This window comes from Neptunicella sp., assembly GCF_048268085.1.
Lineage (GTDB): Bacteria > Pseudomonadota > Gammaproteobacteria > Enterobacterales > Alteromonadaceae > Neptunicella.
The window spans coordinates 1-22,570 of record NZ_JBLWWF010000016.1 but is presented as its reverse complement, the minus strand read 5'-3'; the positions used below and the strand labels follow the sequence as shown (position 1 = coordinate 22,570).

19 protein-coding genes and 1 rRNA gene are annotated in these 22,570 nt (G+C 43.6%); 8 read left to right on the top strand and 12 right to left on the bottom strand.

The features are described 5' to 3' along the window. The first annotated feature begins 191 nt into the window (after positions 1 to 191). Positions 192 to 1,271, top strand: coding sequence for a hypothetical protein (locus tag ACTD55_RS13280; RefSeq protein ID WP_438864822.1), 1,080 nt, complete (start codon positions 192 to 194; stop codon positions 1,269 to 1,271). 67 nt (positions 1,272 to 1,338) lie between these two features. Here the strand turns inward: ACTD55_RS13280 and ACTD55_RS13275 are convergent, their stop codons facing one another. From ACTD55_RS13275 to proB, 3 genes are all read right to left on the bottom strand, one after another. Then, on the bottom strand, positions 1,339 to 3,471 hold the full coding sequence (locus tag ACTD55_RS13275; protein ID WP_438864821.1) for a tetratricopeptide repeat protein: 2,133 nt from the start codon (positions 3,469 to 3,471) through the stop codon (positions 1,339 to 1,341). Positions 3,472 to 3,655: 184 nt separating this feature from the next. Next, positions 3,656 to 4,447 (bottom strand): crotonase/enoyl-CoA hydratase family protein, encoded by a 792-nt coding sequence (locus ACTD55_RS13270; RefSeq protein WP_438864820.1) that lies wholly within the window; start codon positions 4,445 to 4,447, stop codon positions 3,656 to 3,658. A gap of 90 nt (positions 4,448 to 4,537) precedes the next feature. Then, positions 4,538 to 5,641, bottom strand: coding sequence for a glutamate 5-kinase (gene proB, locus ACTD55_RS13265; protein WP_438864819.1), 1,104 nt, complete (start codon positions 5,639 to 5,641; stop codon positions 4,538 to 4,540). A 180-nt stretch (positions 5,642 to 5,821) separates the two neighbouring features. Between proB and ACTD55_RS13260 the strand changes: the two genes are divergently transcribed. Genes ACTD55_RS13260 through ACTD55_RS13250 form a run of 3 tightly spaced genes read left to right on the top strand, consistent with a single transcriptional unit; the run spans position 5,822 to position 8,894 of the window. Next, positions 5,822 to 6,700 (top strand): acyltransferase, encoded by an 879-nt coding sequence (locus ACTD55_RS13260; protein ID WP_438864818.1) that lies wholly within the window; start codon positions 5,822 to 5,824, stop codon positions 6,698 to 6,700. Positions 6,701 to 6,709: 9 nt separating this feature from the next. Further along, the gene (locus ACTD55_RS13255; protein ID WP_438864817.1) at positions 6,710 to 7,606 is read left to right on the top strand and encodes an acyltransferase; all 897 of its coding nucleotides are present in this window, start codon (positions 6,710 to 6,712) and stop codon (positions 7,604 to 7,606) included. 22 nt (positions 7,607 to 7,628) lie between these two features. Continuing rightward, entirely contained in the window at positions 7,629 to 8,894 is a 1,266-nt protein-coding gene (locus tag ACTD55_RS13250) for a mechanosensitive ion channel family protein (protein WP_438864816.1), read from the top strand. Positions 8,895 to 8,901: 7 nt separating this feature from the next. On the opposite strand, the gene cyoE is transcribed toward ACTD55_RS13250, so the two are convergent. From cyoE to typA, 7 genes are all read right to left on the bottom strand, one after another. Continuing rightward, positions 8,902 to 9,786: a heme o synthase gene (gene cyoE, locus ACTD55_RS13245; RefSeq protein WP_438864815.1), complete on the bottom strand. Its 885-nt coding sequence runs from the start codon at positions 9,784 to 9,786 to the stop codon at positions 8,902 to 8,904. A gap of 36 nt (positions 9,787 to 9,822) precedes the next feature. Beyond that, positions 9,823 to 10,188 carry a cytochrome o ubiquinol oxidase subunit IV gene (gene cyoD, locus ACTD55_RS13240; RefSeq protein WP_438864814.1) on the bottom strand — a complete coding sequence of 122 codons (366 nt, stop codon included), beginning with the start codon at positions 10,186 to 10,188 and terminating at the stop codon, positions 9,823 to 9,825. Continuing rightward, positions 10,188 to 10,820, bottom strand: a complete 633-nt coding sequence (cyoC, locus tag ACTD55_RS13235; RefSeq protein WP_438864813.1) for a cytochrome o ubiquinol oxidase subunit III — start codon at positions 10,818 to 10,820, stop codon at positions 10,188 to 10,190. The genes cyoD and cyoC overlap by 1 nt, the downstream gene beginning before the upstream one ends. Beyond that, positions 10,817 to 12,805, bottom strand: a complete 1,989-nt coding sequence (cyoB, locus tag ACTD55_RS13230) for a cytochrome o ubiquinol oxidase subunit I (protein ID WP_438864812.1) — start codon at positions 12,803 to 12,805, stop codon at positions 10,817 to 10,819. Before cyoB ends, cyoC begins: the two co-directional genes overlap by 4 nt. A gap of 2 nt (positions 12,806 to 12,807) precedes the next feature. Continuing rightward, on the bottom strand, positions 12,808 to 13,722 hold the full coding sequence (gene cyoA / locus ACTD55_RS13225) for a ubiquinol oxidase subunit II (RefSeq protein WP_438864811.1): 915 nt from the start codon (positions 13,720 to 13,722) through the stop codon (positions 12,808 to 12,810). A 194-nt stretch (positions 13,723 to 13,916) separates the two neighbouring features. Then, on the bottom strand, positions 13,917 to 14,306 hold the full coding sequence (locus ACTD55_RS13220) for a hypothetical protein (protein ID WP_438864810.1): 390 nt from the start codon (positions 14,304 to 14,306) through the stop codon (positions 13,917 to 13,919). A 454-nt stretch (positions 14,307 to 14,760) separates the two neighbouring features. Further along, positions 14,761 to 16,599: a translational GTPase TypA gene (typA, locus tag ACTD55_RS13215; RefSeq protein ID WP_438864809.1), complete on the bottom strand. Its 1,839-nt coding sequence runs from the start codon at positions 16,597 to 16,599 to the stop codon at positions 14,761 to 14,763. Positions 16,600 to 17,065: 466 nt separating this feature from the next. Here typA and glnA point away from each other — a divergent pair, with 466 nt between their 5' ends. The 4 genes from glnA (at position 17,066) to glnG (ending at position 21,634) form a co-directional block, all read left to right on the top strand. Beyond that, positions 17,066 to 18,475 (top strand): glutamate--ammonia ligase, encoded by a 1,410-nt coding sequence (gene glnA, locus ACTD55_RS13210; protein ID WP_438864808.1) that lies wholly within the window; start codon positions 17,066 to 17,068, stop codon positions 18,473 to 18,475. A 98-nt stretch (positions 18,476 to 18,573) separates the two neighbouring features. Beyond that, on the top strand, positions 18,574 to 19,089 hold the full coding sequence (locus ACTD55_RS13205; protein ID WP_438864807.1) for a DUF4124 domain-containing protein: 516 nt from the start codon (positions 18,574 to 18,576) through the stop codon (positions 19,087 to 19,089). 71 nt (positions 19,090 to 19,160) lie between these two features. After that, on the top strand, positions 19,161 to 20,228 hold the full coding sequence (glnL, locus tag ACTD55_RS13200; RefSeq protein ID WP_438864806.1) for a nitrogen regulation protein NR(II): 1,068 nt from the start codon (positions 19,161 to 19,163) through the stop codon (positions 20,226 to 20,228). After that, on the top strand, positions 20,228 to 21,634 hold the full coding sequence (gene glnG, locus ACTD55_RS13195) for a nitrogen regulation protein NR(I) (RefSeq protein ID WP_438864805.1): 1,407 nt from the start codon (positions 20,228 to 20,230) through the stop codon (positions 21,632 to 21,634). Before glnL ends, glnG begins: the two co-directional genes overlap by 1 nt. A 43-nt stretch (positions 21,635 to 21,677) precedes the next feature. Here the strand turns inward: glnG and ACTD55_RS13190 are convergent, their stop codons facing one another. Together ACTD55_RS13190 and rrf are read right to left on the bottom strand one after the other, a co-directional pair. Then, on the bottom strand, positions 21,678 to 21,818 hold the full coding sequence (locus ACTD55_RS13190) for a hypothetical protein (RefSeq protein ID WP_438864804.1): 141 nt from the start codon (positions 21,816 to 21,818) through the stop codon (positions 21,678 to 21,680). Between the two features lie 678 nt (positions 21,819 to 22,496). Continuing rightward, a 5S ribosomal RNA gene (rrf, locus tag ACTD55_RS13185) occupies positions 22,497 to 22,570 on the bottom strand; the annotation flags it as partial.

Below are 22,570 nucleotides of genomic sequence, written 5' to 3'. Positions count from 1 at the left end.
CTAAAATCTAACCAGCGTATATCAATCTAACAAACTGTATTTTAACAATAAAAATACTTAGCCTGATTTATGCATACTTCCATTGGCTACCTTGGCATATCATTGCCTTGTGTTTCCCGCCACTTACCGTCGTTTTGTTATACAAATGGCAAGTGCCTCCCATTGATTTTATTGAATACCAAGGTACCGCTATGCCACATAAAATAAAACTGTCCACGTTACTATTTTTAAGCAGTCTGTTATATATCCAAGCCGTGAACGCGGTACTTAGTCGAGGCTCTGGACGAGGTGATTATAGTAGCAACTTTGATCAGGCCTTTTATTATGTAGACAATAGCCTCATTAACAGCGTAGGCATAACCGACGAGGCCTATGCTAATTTTAGTGCTAACAGCATCTTCAGAGGAGTAGGTGGTGGTGGCAGGGGCTTGGGTTCGGTGCCCAGTGAATGTGTCGTTGGCTACACACAAGATCAACTGGATGACTTAGAAGTACAAAGAAATTCTGCGTTATCTTTTTTTGAAAACGATCCTAGTACAAAAAATTTATCTGACGCCGAGTATGATGCAGCTATAGCAGCCATAGAAAACGACTTTGACCAACAGCTAACAGCCCTTACCGTAGGTGAGCCTTGTGCCTGGGAATTTAATCAGGGTGAAGACCTGTTTACTTTTGGTTTCTTTAGTCTGGATTTTGACACTCCTGATGTAAACTACGATGTAACTTGGCAAATAAGTAACGACAATGGCGGATTATGGAATCTTGCCGGCACTGTGAATAATGGCTCTGTATTTCTGGATACCGCGAGTCCAGCTGATTTGTTTGCTGGTGATTATAGCATCAGCGTAAAGGTGGGTATGTCTTCTGCCAAAGGTTCTTTCTTTTGGGAAAATGACGATTCAAGAGATCCTGTGACATTACAAAATATCTGTGAAATTAATCCAGAATGGGATGCGTTCTTTGGCCCTAATGGAGCATATACTTTGTGGGAAAAAGCAGTGGATATCTGGTTTGATGGTGGCCAAATTGGCCCAGAGCCCATTCAACCTAATGAACCCGTTATGGAAATTTGTGGCACGGTCGGCATTAACCAATATGATGAGCGCAGTAACCCACCCACTTTCTTTTATTCTGATCCCGAAATACTACGTATTCTTCCCGTCAGTTCCGAACCTGATTCAAATGCAGTCAATGCACCCGCATCATTAGGCACTTTTTTGTTAGGATTGGGAGCGTTAATGTTAAGAAGACGTGCGGCCACTAGAAAATAAGATATTTAAATATAAAACACGTAAGAGGCGACTATTTCGCCTCTTTTTTAGCGTTGATAAACGATTACTAATCGGTAAATAAGACTCTTACTTCTTGTCTTTGTCGTGCCAGATCGTCGTCAATAAACTGGATCAGTTTTTGAAATTCAGGTTGATCTTTAAGACTTTCAAGTAATGGATCATATTTAGTCCACCACTCTCGCCAACCTTTATCAATTGACGTTGATAACGCTTGTATCGCTTGGCTAGATTTTCCTTCCAAGGCATAGATACGCGCTGCTAAATAATCAACCTCAAAAAAGCTTATCGACGCCTGTCGCTGTTCTTCTAATAACGCATCACATTTAGACTCTAAATTTAAATAATCTTTAATATGACTCAATTCTTTATACGCCCACGCTATTTCAATCGCTGGTGAACACCACGGCATGGCAAACTTGTCTGACTCTTGGAGAAGATTTTCTTTTTCAGTTATGAGCGTTAGGGCCCTTTGCTTATCGCCAAACATGGCATAATACCAACCAGCTTCAAAGGCTAACCAATAATCATCCGGATTAGCTGCCACATCAAAATTCATTTTCTTAAACAACTCGTCATACTTTTTTTCCGCAATCAAAATATTTACATCCCACTTAGGATCCTCGGTGATTGTTTTAGCAATTTCCGGTAAGCCTAGCGCCAATAAGGGTCCTATTAACTTGTCTGTAAGTTCGACATTATCAGGAGAAAGCCTAACGGCCTTTTTACCTTCTCGAATCGCGCCAGCGTAATCTCCTTGACTGTAATAAATATCAGCCAGTCCCTGATACGAGAATGGCGAATCAGGATAATCCAAGCGTAATTGTTTAAAAATCTTTTCCGCCTCTTTAAAACGTCCTCGATGTGACAATGCAAGACCTAAATTATAAGTACTAGTGAAAAAAAGTGGGTCTAATGATTGCGCTTTCTGGAGTACTACCAAGGATTCATCAAAACGCCGTAAATCTTTAAGTGCAAGAAACTTCCACATATAAGCAATGGCTAAACTGGGGTTGAGTTGAATGGCTTTATCATAGTTAGCTATTGCTCTGTCAAAATCATCCTGCATATATCCGATATAGCCATTCACTGCATAGGCTTCAGCCATTTGCGGCTGCCGTACTAACGCTTTATCGATATTTTGTTGGGCTAAGGTCGCGGCGATATCAGTTTTTAATACGCCAAATCGAGTTTCTCCTTCAGCCAGCAACACTAACGTATCCGCCAGCCCCACATAGCCCATAGCATATTCCGGATCCAGAGCCACTGCCTGTTCAAACAGTTTGCGAGCGGCTTTCATTGATTCGGTAGTTTGTTTACGGTATTCCTCACGACCTTTAAGGTACATGACATAGGCATCGGTACTGTTAGTGGATGAAAAGGTTTTAAAAGTGCCAGCTTCGAGGTATTTGTCTTGCAATAAATTGACGACGGCACGGCCAATTTCACTTTGCAATTCAAAAACATCTTTAAGTTCACGCAAAAAACTTTCTGTCCATAGCGTGTGACCGTTTTCGGTATCCAACAGTTCTACCTGGATTTTTAGGCGGTTTCCGCTGGCACGCACACTGCCGGAAAGTACGGTTTGGACCTTTAATCGACGACCTATATCCACCGGCGTCAGACCTTTTTCTGCTAACACTTGGCTGGAGCGTGAGGCAGTTACGGTGAACCCGGTCGAGCGACCAAGCAAACTGGTGAGTTCTTCTGCCAGTCCCACCGCTAAATAAGCTTGATCTTGTTCCGGACTTTGATCGATAAAGGGCAACACGGCAATGGAATCGGCATGTTTAATCTGACTTAAGCCTTCTTGTTTGGCTAGCTGCTCATCTTTGATCGAGCTAAAATACTGTACACCAATAAAACCACTGACCAGTACGACAAACATCAAGCCCATCCAGCTCCATATGCCAAAAGGTTTAATTGTCGGGTTTTGTTCCAGATCGAGGCTGGGAGTACGCTTGATGCCTTGCAGGCTAATGTCAAAATGCCATGAAAGATACATCGCCACCGGTAAACCACAGCTTAGCAGCAATAAAATAGCCGGCCCCACTAGTGGGTTAATTTCAATCATGCTGCTAACGACACCGACAACTTGAAGGATTAACCAGGAAATGCCCACATAGGCCACTAAAGAATTCACGACTTTGCGCCGTTTTAACTCACTCAGAAATCGTTGCACGGTTTTTTAGACTCTTTTTATTTTATATTTAATTCAGAGTACGCAATAAATTGGGAGTTTGCTCACTTTTTGTTCTTTGCAAGATAACTTATTGCTAAAAAACAATAAACTACGGGCTCACACTAGGAATAGCATAATGACGATTAATTTACGCAGGGGCAATCTTTCATGGGCTCAACTGGCCTCAAAGTTTAAATTCAATATCATGATTACCTTGCGCTCTTTTTACTGCTATTCGCTGATTTTTACCGACAATAATTTTAATTTGATTTAAGGTTTCTTTAGCCAGAATACGCCGTTCATGGGGACACCAGATTTGATGATAAACCCGCTTAATTAACCGATTGGTATCCGGTGAGCGTTCAACTAGTTGTTTGGCTAATTCTATCGCTACTTGCTGCGGATCAGTGGCGACTTGAGTAATGAGTCCGATGGATAACGCTTGGTTAGGATCGATGATTTCACTGGTCATCGCCAGTTTAATGGCCTGATCAGCAGCAACGCATTCCCGCAGTGCTACCGTCCCCCCCATATCCGGAATTAAGCCCCAGCGGGATTCCATGATCGATAGCGAACAGTCTGGAGTAGTAATACGAAAATCGCCACCCAAGGCGATTTGCATCCCCCCTCCCCAACATTTTCCGTGCAAGGCCATAATCACCGGCACATTTAAACGACGCCAGCCGATACACACTCGTTGAGCCAGATTGGCATTACCCGGTAACCATTTAAACAACAATTTTAGTGCACCAGTTTTATTAGTTAGTACCGACTTAGTATCCAGTCCGGAGCAAAAACTGCTACCCGCACCAGCAACAATCACCACACGTACTGTGCGATTCGCTTTAATCTGGTTAATGGTGTTATCAATGGCGGTAAACATCGCCAAATCCAGCGCGTTATGTTTTTCAGGACGATTCAGGATAACGCGGGCTATGCCTTGCTCAATGGTTAGGGTAACGCGATTTTCAGACATAAAACGGGCCGATTCAGATTAATTCATTCCACCTTATCAGATCAGACCAGATTGAGCTATAGCCTTGAATTAGCGCGATTTATCTAGCAATTAGAGCACCACTAAATCATCACGGTGAATGGCCACATCCTGGCTGTGATAGCCTAAAAGGGTTTCGATTGCGGTACTTTTTTCACCACGGATTTTTTTTAACTCGGTCGCAGAATACAGAGCCAACCCAATAGCAAAGAGATTGTCTTCAAACCGAATTTCAACCGCATCTCCTGCATCAAAACGTCCTTCGACTGCGCTAATACCAGCGGGCAATAAAGACGCCCCACGGCCAGTAATGGCCTGATAAGCGCCTCTATCTACGGTTATTTTACCTTTGGCCTTTAAACTGTTTTTTAACCAGTGTTTTTTGGCTTTACGGAATGATTGGACCGGCATAAACAAGGTGCCTGGATTTTGTCCTAAACCGAGCTGTGTGAAAACATCACTATTACGACCATTAACAATTAGAGTCTGAATCCCCTGCTGACAGGCTTTATTAGCAGCTTGTAGCTTACTTTGCATACCGCCAGTACCGACCAGTGAACGGGTGCTTCCCGCCAACTGCAGAATGGCTGGTTCAATCCGTTCGACTTTTTTAATCAACTTGGCCTGTGGATTAACTTTAGGATCCGCGTCATACAACCCATCTACATCAGTACAAATAATCAAGGTTTCAGCATCAGCAACCATCGCGACTAACGACGCCAGGTTATCGTTGTCACCAAATTTCAGCTCATCGGTTACCACACTGTCGTTTTCGTTGATAATGGGTAACACGTCATTTTTTAACAATTCACGCAGGGTATTTTTGATATTCAAAAAGCGCTGACGATGACCAATATCATCATGGGTAAGTAAAATTTGCGCACAGGGGAAATCAAACAGTCTGGCCCAATTGGCCATCATTCGGGTTTGTCCTACGGCTGCCATCGCCTGCTTTTCAGCAATCGAGGTATGCCCATTAAAACCGATTGCATTACGCCCTGCAGCGACACTACCGGATGAAACCAGCACGACTTCTTTACCATTTGCACGACTTTGAATAATAAAACGCGCCAAAGCCAATAAATACTCTGTTTTGCAGCCGTCCCCCTGCGGGGCGATAAGCGCACTGCCGACTTTAATAACGGCACGTTGCCAGTTAAATTCCTGTGTTGTCATTTGCTTGTTCCGGTAATTATTAACGACCACCGCATTATTCGCCCTCAATAGGCTAAATGGCAGATAAAATCGAGTATCCGAGTGACTTGATGGCGGTGTTTCAAGTAATGTCTGAAACTCGCATTTCCACGTGATTTGGGTATAAAATACGATGCTTAGCGATAACAAGGCAATATAAATATGTTGAATAATTTTATTGGTGTCATTTCAATGCTTTTTTACATCACCAATACCATTTTTTGGGCTATCCCCATTATCTTAGGTTCGTTACTTAAATTAATCCCTATTAAGCTCTGGCAAACTGGCGTCACGCATATACTAGATGCTTGTGCAACCGCATGGGTCAGTGTGAATAGTGTCATTCAACGTATTACCAGTAACACCCAATGGGAAGTCAATGGGTTGCAGAAACTGTCTTCAAAAGACTGGTATTTGGTTATTGCCAATCACCAGTCCTGGGTGGATATTCTGGTACTTCAACGCATTTTTAACCGAAAAATCCCATTTTTAAAGTTTTTCCTGAAAAAAGAATTAATCTGGGTACCAGTGCTCGGATTAGCTTGGTGGGCATTAGATTTCCCTTTTATGAAACGCTATAAAAAAGAATTTTTACTTAAAAACCCGCACCTTAAGGGCAAAGATTTGGAAACCACGCGCAAGGCCTGCGAGAAGTTCCGTTTTAAACCAGTCAGTATTATGAACTTTGTCGAAGGCACACGCTGGACCGCAGCTAAACACAAATATCAACAATCCAATTTCCAGCATTTATTAAAACCTCGTGCTGGCGGCGTCGCTTTTGTGCTCAATAGTATGGGCGATCAACTCCATAAATTACTAGACGTAACCATCCATTACCCTGGTGGTGTACCTAGTTTTTGGGATTTTGTTTGCGGCAAAGTTAAACAAATCAATGTTAATGTGAATGTGTTACCCATTAATCCTCAGTTATTAGGTGATTACTTTGATTGTGCCGAACAGCGTGAAAAATTCCAGGCTTGGTTAAATCAATTATGGTTAGAAAAAGACCGTACCCTGAAGCAATTGACAACTCAAGGATAGAGACACAGCATGCTTAGTTTTTTACCGGTTTTTATCCTGTTTCCCCTCAATGTGTTGTTGCAAATTGCCAACTTGGTCTGGTGGGCAACACTGATTATTGTACTCGGACTGATTAAACTCATTATTCCATTACCACCTGTACGTAAGTTACTAACCTGGTTATTAAATTGCTGCATGCACGGTTTTGGTATCGTGAGTGTGGCGTTTATCAAGCTCACCAATAAAATAGAATGGGATGAACAATCTGAGGGTGTGTTCGACCGCAAAGGCTGGTATTTAATGATGGCGAACCATGTAAGTTGGCTGGACATAATGCTACTGGCTCGTTTTGCAGCCTATAAAATGCCAGCCACTAAATTTTTTATTAAACAGGAATTACTTTGGGTACCTTTTATTGGGATGGGGGCATGGGCCTTGGATATGCCCTTTATGAAACGCTATAGCCGTGAATTTGTGGCTAAGTATCCTCACTTGAAAGGTAAAGATATTGAAGCAACACATAAAGCGTGTAAGAAGTTCAGACTCACCCCGACCACTATCGTTAACTTTGTCGAAGGAACCCGATTTACCCCATATAAGCACCAGCGTTTACAAAGCCCTTACGCTAATTTGCTTCCTCCCAAGGCTGGTGGTGTGGCTTTTACGCTAGCAGCGATGGGGGAGTTATTTTCTAATTTGGTTGATATCACTATTGTTTTCCCCCACAACAAATCCAATGTCATGTATGAAATGCTCTGTGGCCGACTCACCAAAGTGGTTATCCGGACTCGTGTACTACCAATTGATGACACGATTATCGGTGACTATTTTAATGATTCGATATTTCGCTATCGCTTTCAGGCATGGCTTAATCAGCTATGGCATGATAAAGATAAATTAAGCGACGAAATTAATCAGACATCGTAAGCCAAACCAATTGAGGTCATAAATGGAACCGATTAAAGGCATTAGTCAGTGGATAGTTAACCTGTTGGATTATGTGGGAGTGTCTGGAGAAACTGGCTCCACTAATTATCTGATAGCGGCAATCGTGTGCTTAGTTTTTGCAGCCTGGATTGGCTACGCCATCGCATCCTTTGTGCTCCGTAATATCGTTTCCCGATGGGTTGATCATAGCAAAAATGACTGGGACGACGAATTACATAAACATGGATTTTTCCGGCGTTTTTCCCACATGGTGCCAGCAATTATCGTATATTTGTGCGCCCCGTTATTGATTGTCGACAAGCCATTATTGCTGGCGATCCTAACCAAAGTCTCGCTGATTTATATATTGTTAGCTGCAATTTTAGCGGCTAATGCCATTCTGGATACGGTGTCGGATGTTTACAATGCGTCGGCATTAGCCCGTAAAGCGCCCATTACCGGTTTTGTCCAAGTGGTTAAACTGCTATTGGCGATTATTGCCATTTTGCTGGTAGTCGCCAATTTACTGGATAAGTCACCTTTATTATTACTGTCAGGCTTGGGTGCCGTCACTGCAGTCCTGCTGTTGGTATTCCGTGATGCCATTTTAGGTTTTGTCGCCGGGATCCAGATTGCCGCCAACCGCATGGTCACCAATGGTGACTGGATAGAAATGAGTAAATACGGTGCGGATGGCAATGTATTGGAAGTGGGGCTCACCACCGTAAAAGTACAAAACTGGGACAACACCATCACGACCATCCCAACCTATGCCTTGATTTCTGAATCAATTCGCAACTGGCGGGGGATGCAAGAATCACAAGGTAGACGCATCAAACGCTCCATATACATTGATATTAAATCTATCCGGTTTTGTGACGCTGAACGCCTCGAAAAATTTAAGAAAGTTCGCTATATCAAGCAGTATATTCAGGACAAAATTGAACAGCTGTCAGCCTATAACAAAGACAACGACATCACCGAAGAAGACTTGCTCAACAGTCGCCGTTTAACCAATATCGGGACGTTTCGTGCCTATATGGAGCACTACCTGCGCCAACATCCGCAGATTAATCAGGATATGACCCTAATGGTACGCCAATTGGCACCGACGGAACTGGGAGTTCCCCTGGAGATCTATTGCTTCAGTAGCAATAAAAACTGGATTGAGTACGAGGGGATACAATCAGATTTATTTGACCACTTTCTGGCGATGTTGCCATTATTTGAATTACGCGCCTATCAACGTATTAGTGATGATGGACGCATCGATCCTAACCCCGGTTAACCCGGGGCTAACTTAACGCAACCAGTTGCGGTGCAATATTTTGGTAATCCAGTGCCATAGTTAGGCTAAGTGCCGTAATATTCAGAATAGAATAAGCAAAAATTTGTCGGGCCCACCCCACCACATTAATATCACGTCGATACCCCCGCAATGCCATCAGTAACCACCAAAAGCTACTGGTACAGGCAACCACCATAAAAACCAATCCAGTATAGCCACTGATGGGTAGCAACATTGTTACCAGTGCATAGACGGCGATATACAACAGAATATGCAACTTGGCTTTATCGATACCCTCTGCCACCGGCAGAACCGGTATATTGGCAGCGTTATAATCATCAAAACGGAAAATCGTAATCGCATAGGAATGGGGCATTTGCCACAAGCTGAACATCAACAGCAATATGGCTGATCCGGTATCAAATTGACCAGTGACTGCACAGTACCCCACCACTGGAGGCACCGCACCGGACAAACTGCCTACCAGCGTCCCGTAAACCGAATGGCGTTTCATATATAAGCTGTAAATGCCCACATATACCACATATCCCAAAGCCGCAAAAAATACCGCCATGCCAGTGGTGTAAATGGCCAACAACGCAAAACCACCAATCCCGAGCAAAACCCCATGACTCAACGCAGCCAATAATGATATTTCTCCCGTCACCATTACACGAGTTCGGGTACGTTGCATTCTGGCATCAATATCACGGTCAATGCAGTTATTAATCGCGCACCCCGAGGCAACGACCAGAGATAACCCAATGACAGTGGTGAGCATTAATTCCCAGTCAATCTGGCCACGAGAGGCCAGAAAAAAGCCTCCTGCGACCGAGATCAAATTGCCGAAAATAATCCCCGGTTTAGTGACTTGTAAATAACGGCGAAACATAAACTATATCCTGTAAAAACGGGGCACTGACTAAGGTCAGTACATCATCATCGCGTTAGATTCGTATATGATCCACACCGACAAGCCAACCACCATTACAATAATTGACGCGCTAAAAATAAACGCAATGGAACTGGCTTTGCCTTCTTCGGTGACAAAATTCAGATGCAAAAAATACTTAAGATGCACCCAAATCTGTACAACCGCCATAGTCACCACACTCCACAGCACCACCGCATGAGAATACCCCCCCTGCATCACCATCGCGAATGGCACCACAGTTAATAGTACCGAAAGGACAAACCCAATCAGATAGGATTTAATATCACCATGGGATGCATCGTGAGACTGTTCATGGCTCACATTGGCTTGTTCTAATACTTGAATATCACTCAGACTCATTACATCGCCCCCATCAGATAAACAACAGTGAAAACACAGATCCAGACCACATCCAGAAAGTGCCAGAATAAACTCAGGCAGCTTAGGCGGGTGACCGTTTTATGACCCAAGCCATGACGTACAACTTCAATCATCATGGTTGCCATCCAGATAAGCCCTGCAGTCACGTGCATACCGTGCAGACCGACCAGTGAGAAAAAGCCGGTGAGAAACGCACTGCGTTGCGGACCATTTCCTTCGGCAATCAGATGATGAAATTCATTAATTTCCATACCAATAAACACCGCACCAAAGACAAAGGTCACCGCTAACCAGGCCAGTGTGGCTTGTTTGTTCTTGGCATGCGCCGAGATCATTGCAAAACCAAAGGTAATACTACTTAGCAACAGTGCGGCGGTTTCAATCGCCACATAATTCAGATCAAAGATTTCTTTACCCGACACACCGCCAGCCGTATTCATAAACAACACGGCATAGGTGGCAAAAAAAGAAGCAAACAACAAGCAATCGGTCATCAGGTAAAGCCAAAAACCAAACACATTGTTACTTGGGTGAGCATGATGTTCATGATCATGACCATCAGCCACCGCATGGGTGACTTGTGGATTTAGACTTTGTGGAATAGCAGTCATGCGTTAGCTCCTCCATGATTGTTTCGAAGGTGGACTTGCTCGATTTCTGCCACTTCTTCCGGCATCACGTAATAATCCACATCGGTGCTATAACAACGTTTGAAAAATACCCCGATACCAAATACCAAACCCACAACGGCAAGCCACCATATATGCCAAATCATGGCAAAGCAGAAAGTAGTAAAGCCGGCACTCATTAATACACCTGCCGATGTATTTTTTGGCATGTGGATAGGTAGGTAGACTTCTGGTGGTTGATAAGCCTTGCCTTTTTCTTTCATATCCGTCCAGGCATCAATATCACTTACGGTTGGAATGTCCGCAAAATTGTAATATTGCGGTGGGGACGCCGTTGACCATTCCAAAGTGTGCCCATTCCAGGGATCGCCAGTGGTATCCTTCAGGGCATCACGATTTTTGTAACTAACAATCAACTGAATGATTTGCGCCAAAATACCGAACATCACGATGACCGCACCACCACAAGCGATATATAACCAGATATTCCAGTCAGGATTATCGGTATGGTTCAAACGGCGAGTCATCCCCAAAAAGCCCAGAACATATAGCGGCATAAAAGCGACAAAGAAACCGATAAACCAGCACCAGAAAGAGATTTTCCCCCAACGCTCATCGAGTTTGAATCCAATCGCTTTGGGAAACCAGTAAGCAAAGCCGGCCATATAGCCGAATACCGCACCACCGATAATGGTGTTATGGAAGTGGGCGATTAAAAACAGGCTGTTATGTAATACAAAATCGGCACCGGGGATCGCCAACAGAACGCCAGTCATACCGCCAATGGTAAAGGTTACCATAAAGCCCAACGTCCACAGTACTGGAGGAGTAAAATGTAATCGGCCGCGGTAGATGGTGAATAACCAGTTAAACAACTTCACTCCTGTGGGAACCGCAATAACCATGGTCATCACCCCAAAAAAGGCATTCACATTGGCACTGGATCCCATAGTGAAAAAGTGATGTAGCCACACGATAAAGCCCAGAATAGAGATGGCACCGCTGGCATATACCATTGATTTATAGCCGAATAGACGCTTACCGGTAAAGGTGGAGATCACCTCAGAGAAAATACCGAATGCAGGCAAAATCAATATATAGACCTCGGGATGTCCCCACGCCCAAAACAGATTGATATACATCATCGCGTTTCCGCCCGCTTCATTGGTGAAGAAGTGGAACCCCAAATAACGATCCAAAGTTAACATCGCTAATACCGCAGTCAGAATTGGGAAAGACGCAGCAATGAGAATATTGGCCCAGGTACACGCCCAGGTGAACACCGGCATATCCATCAACTTCATACCAGGTGCACGCATCTTGAATACGGTTACCAAAAAGTTAATTCCGGTGAGAAGCGTTCCTAGCCCCGATATTTGCAAGGCCCAAATATAGTAATCCATCCCCACCCCTGGACTGTAACCCAGCTCAGATAAGGGGGGATAAGCCACCCAACCGGTCTTGGCAAATTCACCTACACCTAGTGACAAGTTAACCAAAATGGCGCCACCGGTGGTCAACCAGAAGCTCAGGTTATTCATAAACGGGAAGGCCACATCGCGCGCGCCAATTTGCAGTGGCAACACAATGTTCATCAAACCAATCATAAATGGCATCGCCATAAAGATGATCATAATCACGCCATGAGCAGTAAAGATTTGGTCGTAGTGCTCTGGGGGGAGATAACCTTCTGCCCCCCCCGTTGCGACCGCTAACTGGGTACGCATCATAATCGCATCGGCAAAACCGCGTAACAGCATGACCAAGGCCAGCACGATATACATAATACCCAGTTTTTTGTGATCAATAGAGGTGACCCAATCGTGCCAGAACACTCCCCATTTATTGTATTTGGTCATCATCACCGCGATGACAACACCAATAATGGCCACCACCGCCAATGTTCCCATCACGATAGGTACATCAAAGGGCACCGCGTCCCAGGTTAATTTTCCGAACAATGACATAACTATTCCCCTGCCCCCATTTGCATATGCCCCATATGGGCGGAATCTTTCGGTTTGCTGTAATAATCCATTTCGCCGTAGTCCTGCATGTAATGCATAACAATGGAGTGAAACAAGCCTTGTTGCACATGACCAAAATAGCTGACTGGATCGTTCTCACTCGGCGCAGCCAATTTCTGGTACGTAGCTTGAGTTAAATTGCCACCATGCTGACGTACCTTTTCTACCCAGCTATCAAAATCAGCCTGAGATTGAGTAGCGATAGCTTTGAACTGCATATCGGTAAAACCTGCACCGCTGTAATTAGCCGAGTAGCCATCGTAAGTACCAGGGTGATCAGCAATCAAATGAACTTGCGTTTCCATCCCTGCCATGGAATAGATTTGACTTCCCAGTTGTGGAATAAAAAACGAATTCATCACACTTTCAGAGGTAATTTTGTATTCCACTGGCACGCCGGCAGGAAATGCCAACTCATTCACTGATGCAATGCCCAGATCGGGATAAATAAACAGCCATTTCCAGTCCAGTGACACCACTTGCACTGTCATGTGTTTGCCCTGGCCTTCCAGAGGTTTGTAGGGATCGAGTTCCTGTGTGGACTGCCAGGTAATGACCCCAAGCACCACCACGATGATGATAGGAATTAACCACACCACTGCCTCTATCTTGGTCGAATGAGCCCATTTGGGAGCGTAAATTTCAACATCACGACTGGCGCGATATTTCCAGGCGAAATACAAGGTCAAGACGATGACCGGTATCACCACTAACAACATTAATATGGTCGAAATGATGATCAGATTTTTCTCATCTACGCCGACCTGACCTTTAGGATCAAGTATGCCGCCAGAGCAGCCACAGAGCATCAGCCCTATTGCTAATAAAGCGAGTTTGCAAAGGTTTCGAATAAACAAAACAATGTTTCCTTTAACCCAGAGATTGACAACGTCATCGTCCGCGAAGAACGATATGTGAACTCCGACAACGGTCGGAAGTATTAAGCCAAATGACTGCAGGGGCCGATCACAAGGACCGAAAAAAGGAAAATGAAACCAGCACCTTGAAACACTAACTCCCGCAGGAAGTTAAGCGAATCAAACAACAATCATTACTGGCTAAATGGAGGTGCCCGACATCCATGAGCGTATTGCAACAGGTTGCGGACAGAGGTATCGACAAATGTGACGATCTTGCGATTAACTATCGCGCCGAACAGGCGCAAAAAGTGGAGTAAATCAAGGAGTAACAAACACAATAAAAACAGGACTGGGCGAGTTAATTGTGCCACCACAATTAATGCACTAATACAGACTGCGGTTAAAAACTCGATAATCGGCAGTTGATTAAACTGGCCAATAAATTCAGACGCGTTGTCGGTGATACCACATATATCAAGTAGTACTTCGAGACAAAAAAATAATACTAGCAGCACACCATAACAAGCCACCCGCTCCAGTTTGGAACAGATTAATTTGGAAAATGGCGTAGAAAACTGCATTAAAATTTAACTACCTTAATGGCTAACATCGTCGATTTAATATAAACAAGTGGCAAAAAACGATAAATTTGAGCAACTATAATACCAACCATAAAGACAGGGATAAAGAGCTATTAACTGGATTAATCAGCTTGACCACATATAAATCAATAAATATTAAAATAAATAATTTTAATATATTGTTTTATAAATAATTTTTAAAATTAAAGCCTCACCAAAAACAAAACTAATAAAGGCAAAAACCAGGAATAAAACACTTTAATACAGTTAAAAAAGCAAAGTTGGCATCGAAAAACACAAGAGGACAACATAAATGAAACATGTTATTAACTTTGAGTTTGATCAATGTTAACCATGCATATAAAAAAATCCGATAAACATTGGTTTATCGGATTTATTACAAAATGGTTGCTAACCGAGCAAACTAGCTGATTAGACGGCTGTTAATCCACCATTAAGAACGTGGTGCACGTCCAGCTTGCTTACGCAAGGTTTCAGTCAATAGCTTTTTACGGATACGGATACTTTCCGGAGTAACTTCGACCAGTTCATCGTTATCAATAAATTCCATCGCTTGTTCTAACGATAATTTAATCGGTGGTACCAAAGTTTGTGCTTCGTCAGTACCCGATGCACGTACGTTGGTTAACTGTTTACCTTTAAGGGCATTAACAGTTAAGTCATTATCACGGCTATGAATACCAATGATCATGCCTTCGTATACTTCGACACCGTGACCGATAAATAAACGTCCACGCTCTTGCATGTTAAACAAGGCATTCGTCAACGCTTTACCTGTGGCGTTGGCAATCAATACACCGTTCTTACGTTGACCGATAGTGCCGCCTTTATGGGGACCATAATGATCAAAAGTGTGGTACATCAAACCGGAACCTGACGTTAAGGTCATAAAATCAGTTTGGAAACCAATCAAGCCACGGCTTGGCATCACGAAATCCATACGGATACGGCCTTTACCATCTGGGGACATGTCGGTTAATTCCGCTTTGCGGGTACCTAACTGTTCCATAATGGAGCCCTGATGTTCTTCTTCACAGTCAATGGTGACCGTTTCAAAGGGTTCTTCCAGCTTACCATCAACCGTTCTTACAATTACTTCAGGACGAGATACCGCTAATTCGTAGCCTTCACGACGCATGTTTTCAATCAGAATACCCAAGTGTAATTCACCACGTCCCGACACTTTGAATTTATCCGGATCCGGTGTTTCTTCAACACGCAACGCCACGTTATGCACTAATTCAGCTTTCAGACGGTCCAGAATATTACGTGACGTAACGTACTTACCTTCTTTACCCGCAAATGGAGAAGTATTTACCTGGAAGGTCATTGTAACGGTAGGCTCATCAACCGTTAATGCAGGCAAGGCTTCAACGTTATTTTGATCGCAGATGGTGTCAGAAATTTTAAGCTCACCTAAACCAGTAATCGCAATAATATCGCCCGCATTCGCTTTATCCACTTCGTGACGCTCTAGTCCCAAGTAACCTAATACTTGACCTACTTTACCATTGCGCTTAGTGCCATCAGCACCAACAATGGTAACTTGTTGATTGGTTTTAACTGAACCACGAGTAACACGCCCCACACCGATAACGCCTACATAGGAGTTGTAATCCAGCTGGGAAATTTGCATTTGGAATGCGCCGTCAATATCCGCAGCAGGAGGAGCCACGTGTTCAACAATAGTTTCAAATAACGGCGTCATATCAGTGCCGGCTTGATCCGATTCTAAAGATGCCCAACCATTTAATGCAGAGGCGTAAACCACTTGGAAATCAAGCTGCTCATCAGTCGCTCCCAAGTTATCAAACAAATCAAATACCTGATCCATAACCCAGTCAGGACGTGCGCCTGGTTTATCAATTTTGTTAATTACTACGATGGGTTTAAGACCTTGAGCAAAGGCTTTTTGGGTTACAAAGCGGGTTTGTGGCATTGGACCTTCTTGCGCATCAACCAGCAGTAATACCGAGTCAACCATCGACATAACACGTTCTACTTCACCACCAAAGTCAGCGTGTCCCGGAGTGTCCACAATATTAATGCGGTATTCGTTCCACTTAATGGCAGTATTTTTGGCCAGGATAGTAATCCCACGCTCTTTTTCTATATCGTTGGAATCCATCACACGCTCTTCGGCTTCACCGCGACCTTCGAGGGTGCCTGATTGCTGTAATAACTTATCAACCAAGGTTGTTTTACCGTGGTCAACGTGAGCAATAATTGCAATATTGCGAAGCTGCTCGACTGAAGGAAGTTGTGATGTCATGTTTTTCTCGATTAATTAAATAAAAAATATTCTTACCGGGGTTTAGCCAGTATGGCTTTAATTCTTCAAATATCAGCTAGAATTAGCGACCCCTATAATGCTGGCGGCGGATTGTACAGGGTAATGAGCAAATTAGCGACGATACTTTATCAAGATAAGCTATTTTTTAGATTATTTAATCTGCACGCCATATTGACCGGTTATAACTTTTTCCATTCAAATGTCATTATTAAACGTTTTTTTATTACAAATGCACCATTATGCACCATAATGATCCACTCTGGATCATTATGGTGCGACAAATCCATAAGGCGACATAACATCGCACCAGCCTAGAGCCTATATTATCTGGATAAAATCAGATACGCTTAATTGGCATGATTATAGCTATAGATTCACGTTAGTAATTTTGAAAATATATTTCAGAAATATCTTTAACGTCTTTGTACTTTTACCGGAGGACATAATGTCAGTAGAAAAGGCTTTAGAATTAATTAAAGAAAGTGAAGCGAAATTTGTTGATTTGCGTTTCACTGATACAAAAGGAAAAGAGCAGCACGTATCAATTCCTGCACATCAAGTTGATGAAGAGTTCTTCGAAGAAGGAAAAATGTTCGATGGTTCTTCGATTTCCGGTTGGAAAGGTATCAACGAATCAGACATGGTGTTAATGCCAGATTCTGCAAGCGTTGTTATTGACCCTTTCTCAGAAGAAACTCAAGTCAATGTTCGCTGTGATATTTTAGAGCCTAGCACTATGCAAGGTTACGAACGTGATCCACGCTCTGTTGCTCGTCGTGCCGAAAATTATCTTAAAACCACCGGTATCGGTGATACTGCATTTTTTGGTCCTGAACCAGAGTTTTTCTTGTTTGATGACGTAAAATTCAACGCAGACATGTCTGGTTGTTTCTACAAAATTGACTCTACTGAAGCGAAATGGAATTCAGGTACTGAGTACGAAGGTGGCAACATGGGTCACCGTCCTGGTGTTAAAGGCGGATATTTCCCGGTTCCTCCTGTTGATTCTGCACATGATATTCGTGCTGCTATGTGTTTGGTTATGGAAGAAATGGGCTTGGTTGTTGAAGCACATCACCATGAAGTTGCCACTGCAGGACAAAACGAAATTGCTTGTCAATTCAACACGTTAGTTAACAAAGCTGACGAAGTTCAAATTTATAAATATGTTGTCCACAACGTTGCACACGCTTACGGTCAAACGGCTACTTTTATGCCTAAACCACTAGTAGGTGACAATGGTTCAGGTATGCACGTGCATCAGTCAATCAGTAAAGGTGGCAAGAACATTTTTGCGGGTGACAAATACGGTAACTTGTCTGAAGAAGCGTTGTACTACATTGGCGGTATCATTAAGCACGCACGCGCGATTAACGCCTTTACCAACCCTTCAACTAACTCGTACAAGCGTTTAGTACCGCACTTTGAAGCACCGGTTATGCTAGCTTATTCTGCGTGCAACCGCTCTGCCTCTATTCGTATTCCACATGTGACCAGCGATAAAGCCCGTCGTATTGAAGTACGTTTCCCTGATCCAACAGGTAACCCTTACCTAAGCTTCTCGGCAATGCTAATGGCCGGTCTTGACGGTATCAAAAACAAGATCCACCCTGGTGATGCTATGGATAAAGACTTGTATGACTTGCCTGCAGAAGAAGCGGCAGAAATCCCGACTGTATCAAGCTCGTTGGAAATGGCTTTGGAAGCATTGGATAGCGATCGTGAATTTTTGACCGCTGGCGGTGTATTCACTGATGATATGATTGATGCTTATATTCAACTAAAACGTGCCGACGTTGAAAAGCTAAACATGACTACTCACCCAGTTGAGTTTGAGATGTACTACAGCTTATAAGTTCTAATACTATTGTAAAAAGCCCGCGTTACTGCGGGCTTTTTTATTTGCTCAGGACACACTAAACTGAAGACCAGCTCCACACGAAGGTGGCAATCATGAAAGCCCTAACACTATGTTTTTACTTACTTTGTACTGTAACTTACGCAGGCCAGCTGTATAAAGTAATCCAGCAAGATGGCAGTGTTGTTTATACCGACATACCAACCGGGAATGCACAACCCGTTGATTTGTCTTCTGCGAATAGCGCTGTTATGCCAGCCTATCAAGGCAAAATACCGACCACGACTCGCAACCAGAAAGTGGAAAAAACATCTGTAAGTCATCAACTTATTATCAGTTCCCCCACCGAGCAGCAAACCATTCGTAACAATAATGGAGAGTTATCTGTAGTAGCCTCTATTGAACCCAAAGCAAGTGGAATAGCCCAGCTTTTTTTAGACGGAAAAATGCTTATTCAGCAAGCCAGTCTGAATTTTACACTGCACAATATTGACCGCGGTGAACATGTCATTTCGATTAAATTAGTTAGCCAATCAGGCAAGCTTATTGCATCTAGTCAGGATAGGGTATTTTACCTACATAAGGCATCAGTTCTAACTAGACCTAATTAGGATTTTCGAGCTGTTGGCATAATCATCAAATAACTGATGCACCAATTTAGTGCGCAGGATATAGTATTCAGATGCTAGAAAAATCTCAACGAGTTGATTTAACCCAATATCTAACCAGCGCCATTATCTTAGTTGATGATGAACTGACTATTCTGTCTGCCAATCCAGCGACTGAAACACTAATGGAAATTAGTATAAACCGGTTACTGGGTTTACCTCTTCCAGAGTTATTTAGTAGCAGCACCCTGCATATTGGCCGTTTATACCGAACCCTAAAACAAGCCAACAGTTTTTCCGATAGTGAAGTACAGATTATTTTCCAAGATGGCCGCCACAGTTTAGTGGATGTCACTATCAGTCATATTGAATTAAAAGGTAAAGCCCATCTTGTTCTTGAAATAAAGCCCATTGATCAGCAAAAGCGCATTAGCAAAGAAAATTTACAATGGGCGCAACAACAAGCGGCTAAAGAGTTAGTAAGAGGACTTGCTCATGAAATTAAAAATCCTTTAGGCGGATTACGTGGTGCTGCACAACTGCTGGGAAAACAGTTAGATAATCCAGAATTACTGGAATTCACCGAAATTATTATCGAACAGGCAGACAGATTAACCAATCTGGTTGATCGCTTACTAGGACCCAATAAGTTATCCAGTTTCCAAGTTTATAATGTTCATGCTGTACTAGAAAAAATCCGTAATCTGCTTAACCTTGACGATATTAGTCAGATTAAAATTAGTCGAGATTACGATCCCAGTATTCCTGACTTGTGGCTTGATCCTGACCAAATACAACAAGCTGTTCTGAACATTGCCCGCAATAGCGTACAAGCCTTACAAGGCAAAGGTGAAATACAGTTTATTACCCGCATTGAAAGGCAACTTACTATCCATGGTCAACGCTTTCCATTATGCGCAAAGATACAAATAATCGATAACGGCCCTGGCATTCCAATTAAATTAAGAGACACCTTATTTTATCCGATGGTTACCGGCAAAAAAGATGGCACCGGTTTAGGTTTATCAATTGCACAAAATATTGTTGACCACCACAAAGGCAAAATAGACGTAGAAAGCTGGCCAGGCCATACCGAATTTAGCATTTATTTACCTATTATTGAGCAAAAGGAAACCAGTTAATGGATTACGCACCCGTTTGGATCGTTGATGACGACAACTCGATACGTTGGGTTTTGCAAAAAGCCCTACAAGCAGAAAACATTGATTGCTTCAGTTTTGCCGATCCCAGAGATGTATTATTACAATTGGAAACGTCACAACAACCGGAAGTGATCATTTCGGATATTCGTATGCCTCATATGGACGGTATGCAACTGCTTAGTGAAGTACAGAGTCGCTTTCCGGACTTACCCATTATCATTATGACGGCTCATTCCGATTTGGATTCCGCGGTTAACGCCTTTAAAGGTGGGGCTTTTGAATATCTGCCCAAACCTTTTGATATCGATGAAGCAATCAGTTTAATTCAACGGGCTCTCAATCAAGCCAGAGAAAATGCTCGCCAGCAACAAAATGAAAGCCAACCTACTGCTGACATAATCGGTGAAGCCCCTGCTATGCAGGAAGTATTTAGGGCAATTGGACGTTTATCACGTTCCAGTATCAGCGTGCTGATAAACGGTCAATCCGGTACCGGTAAAGAATTAGTTGCCAATGCGTTGCACCGCCATAGCCCCAGAGCCAAAGAAGCCTTTATTGCGCTTAATATGGCTGCGATACCGGCGGACTTAATAGAATCAGAGCTGTTTGGTCACGAAAAAGGCGCGTTTACTGGGGCACAAACAACTCGCCAAGGACGTTTTGAACAAGCCAATGGCGGTACATTATTTTTGGATGAGATTGGCGATATGCCTTTAGATGTCCAAACTCGGTTACTGCGGGTACTGGCAGATGGGCAGTTTTATCGTGTAGGTGGTCATAATTCGGTTACCGTTGATGTGCGTATTATTGCGGCAACTCACCAAAATCTTGAACAACGGGTTAGCGAAGGTAAGTTTCGTGAAGATTTATTTCACCGCCTAAACGTCATTCGTATCCACATGCCGCAGCTGTCAGAAAGACGTGAAGATATTCCGGCATTAGCGAACCGGTTCTTACATCAAGCCAGTCAGGAACTTAGCGTAGACTGTAAAACATTACACGCTAAAACAATCGACATACTAACAAAGCTCCCCTGGCCAGGTAATGTTCGCCAACTGGAAAACATGTGTCGCTGGCTAACTGTTATGGCGAGCGGACAGGAAATATTACCCGACGATCTGCCACCTGAATTACATCAACAACAAATAGCGGTCAAAGAGCCCTTAAGTAGTGATGCTACTTGGTTTGATTTGCTGTCAGTATGGGCGGATAAACAACTATCAAGCGGTCAAAAAAATATTCTTGATGAAGCACAGGAAATCTTTGAAAAAGTATTGTTGGAAAGGGCGTTACACTTTACCCGCGGACATAAACAAGAAGCCGCAAAACGGCTCGGCTGGGGCAGAAATACCCTAACTCGAAAACTCAAAGAGCTGGATATGTAGCTATTTTTCACACAAATAATTAGCCCACGTCCAGTGGGCTTTTTTATGCCAATAAGAAGACTAATCGACTCACATGGGGTGAAGGCGGGGCTTTCAGGAACACCGTTCCTGCCGCCTGAACGACGTTCATGGATGAACGGCTGGAGGTTGCCACATGGATGTGTGACAGATGATTTCGTCGCATATCGCTTGGCCTGATGACAGCACGATGGGGAGGGTTTCCCATGGGATTGGGATTGGTACTGCGCGGCAGCGCTTAACGCAAAAAGCCCCAACCGTTTTCCGGTTGGGGCTTTTGCTTTAATTGGGAGTCTGGCGGTGTGCTACTCTCACATGGGGGTGAAGGAGACCGCTTTTAGCTGCGCAGCAGCGTGGTTGACTGAACGACCGGCAAGGATGCCGGGCTGGAGATAGCCCCATGGACGGGTGACAGATGATTTCGTCGCGTATCGCTTGGCCTGATGACAACACTATGGGTTGTGTTTCCCATGAGCTTGGTATTGCGCTTCAGGAAAAGGGCTACCAGGTGGTGATGCTTAAAATGTGACGCTGTTGTTGAGTTTGACCCAATAAAAAAGGGCTACCCTGACGGATAGCCCTTTCTCTAATTAGGAGTCTGGCGGTGTGCTCCTCTCACATGGGGGTGGAGCCGGTTAACAGCGAAGCGACGCTTTGCCCGACGGAACGACCCGAGCTCTGCGAGGGGCTGGGAACCCCCTTCGGGAAGGTTGACCGCGAGGTAGAACAGCTTGCTGTTCATTAAGTATCAAGCCACCTTCCAGTAGTAAAATGTATTGTTGATGTTTCCCGCTCCCAAACGCAAAAAGCCACCCGATGAAGGTGGCTTTTTACTTAAATAGGAGTCTGGCGGTGTGCTACTCTCACATGGGGAAACCCCACACTACCATCGCCGCTAATACGTTTCACTTCTGAGTT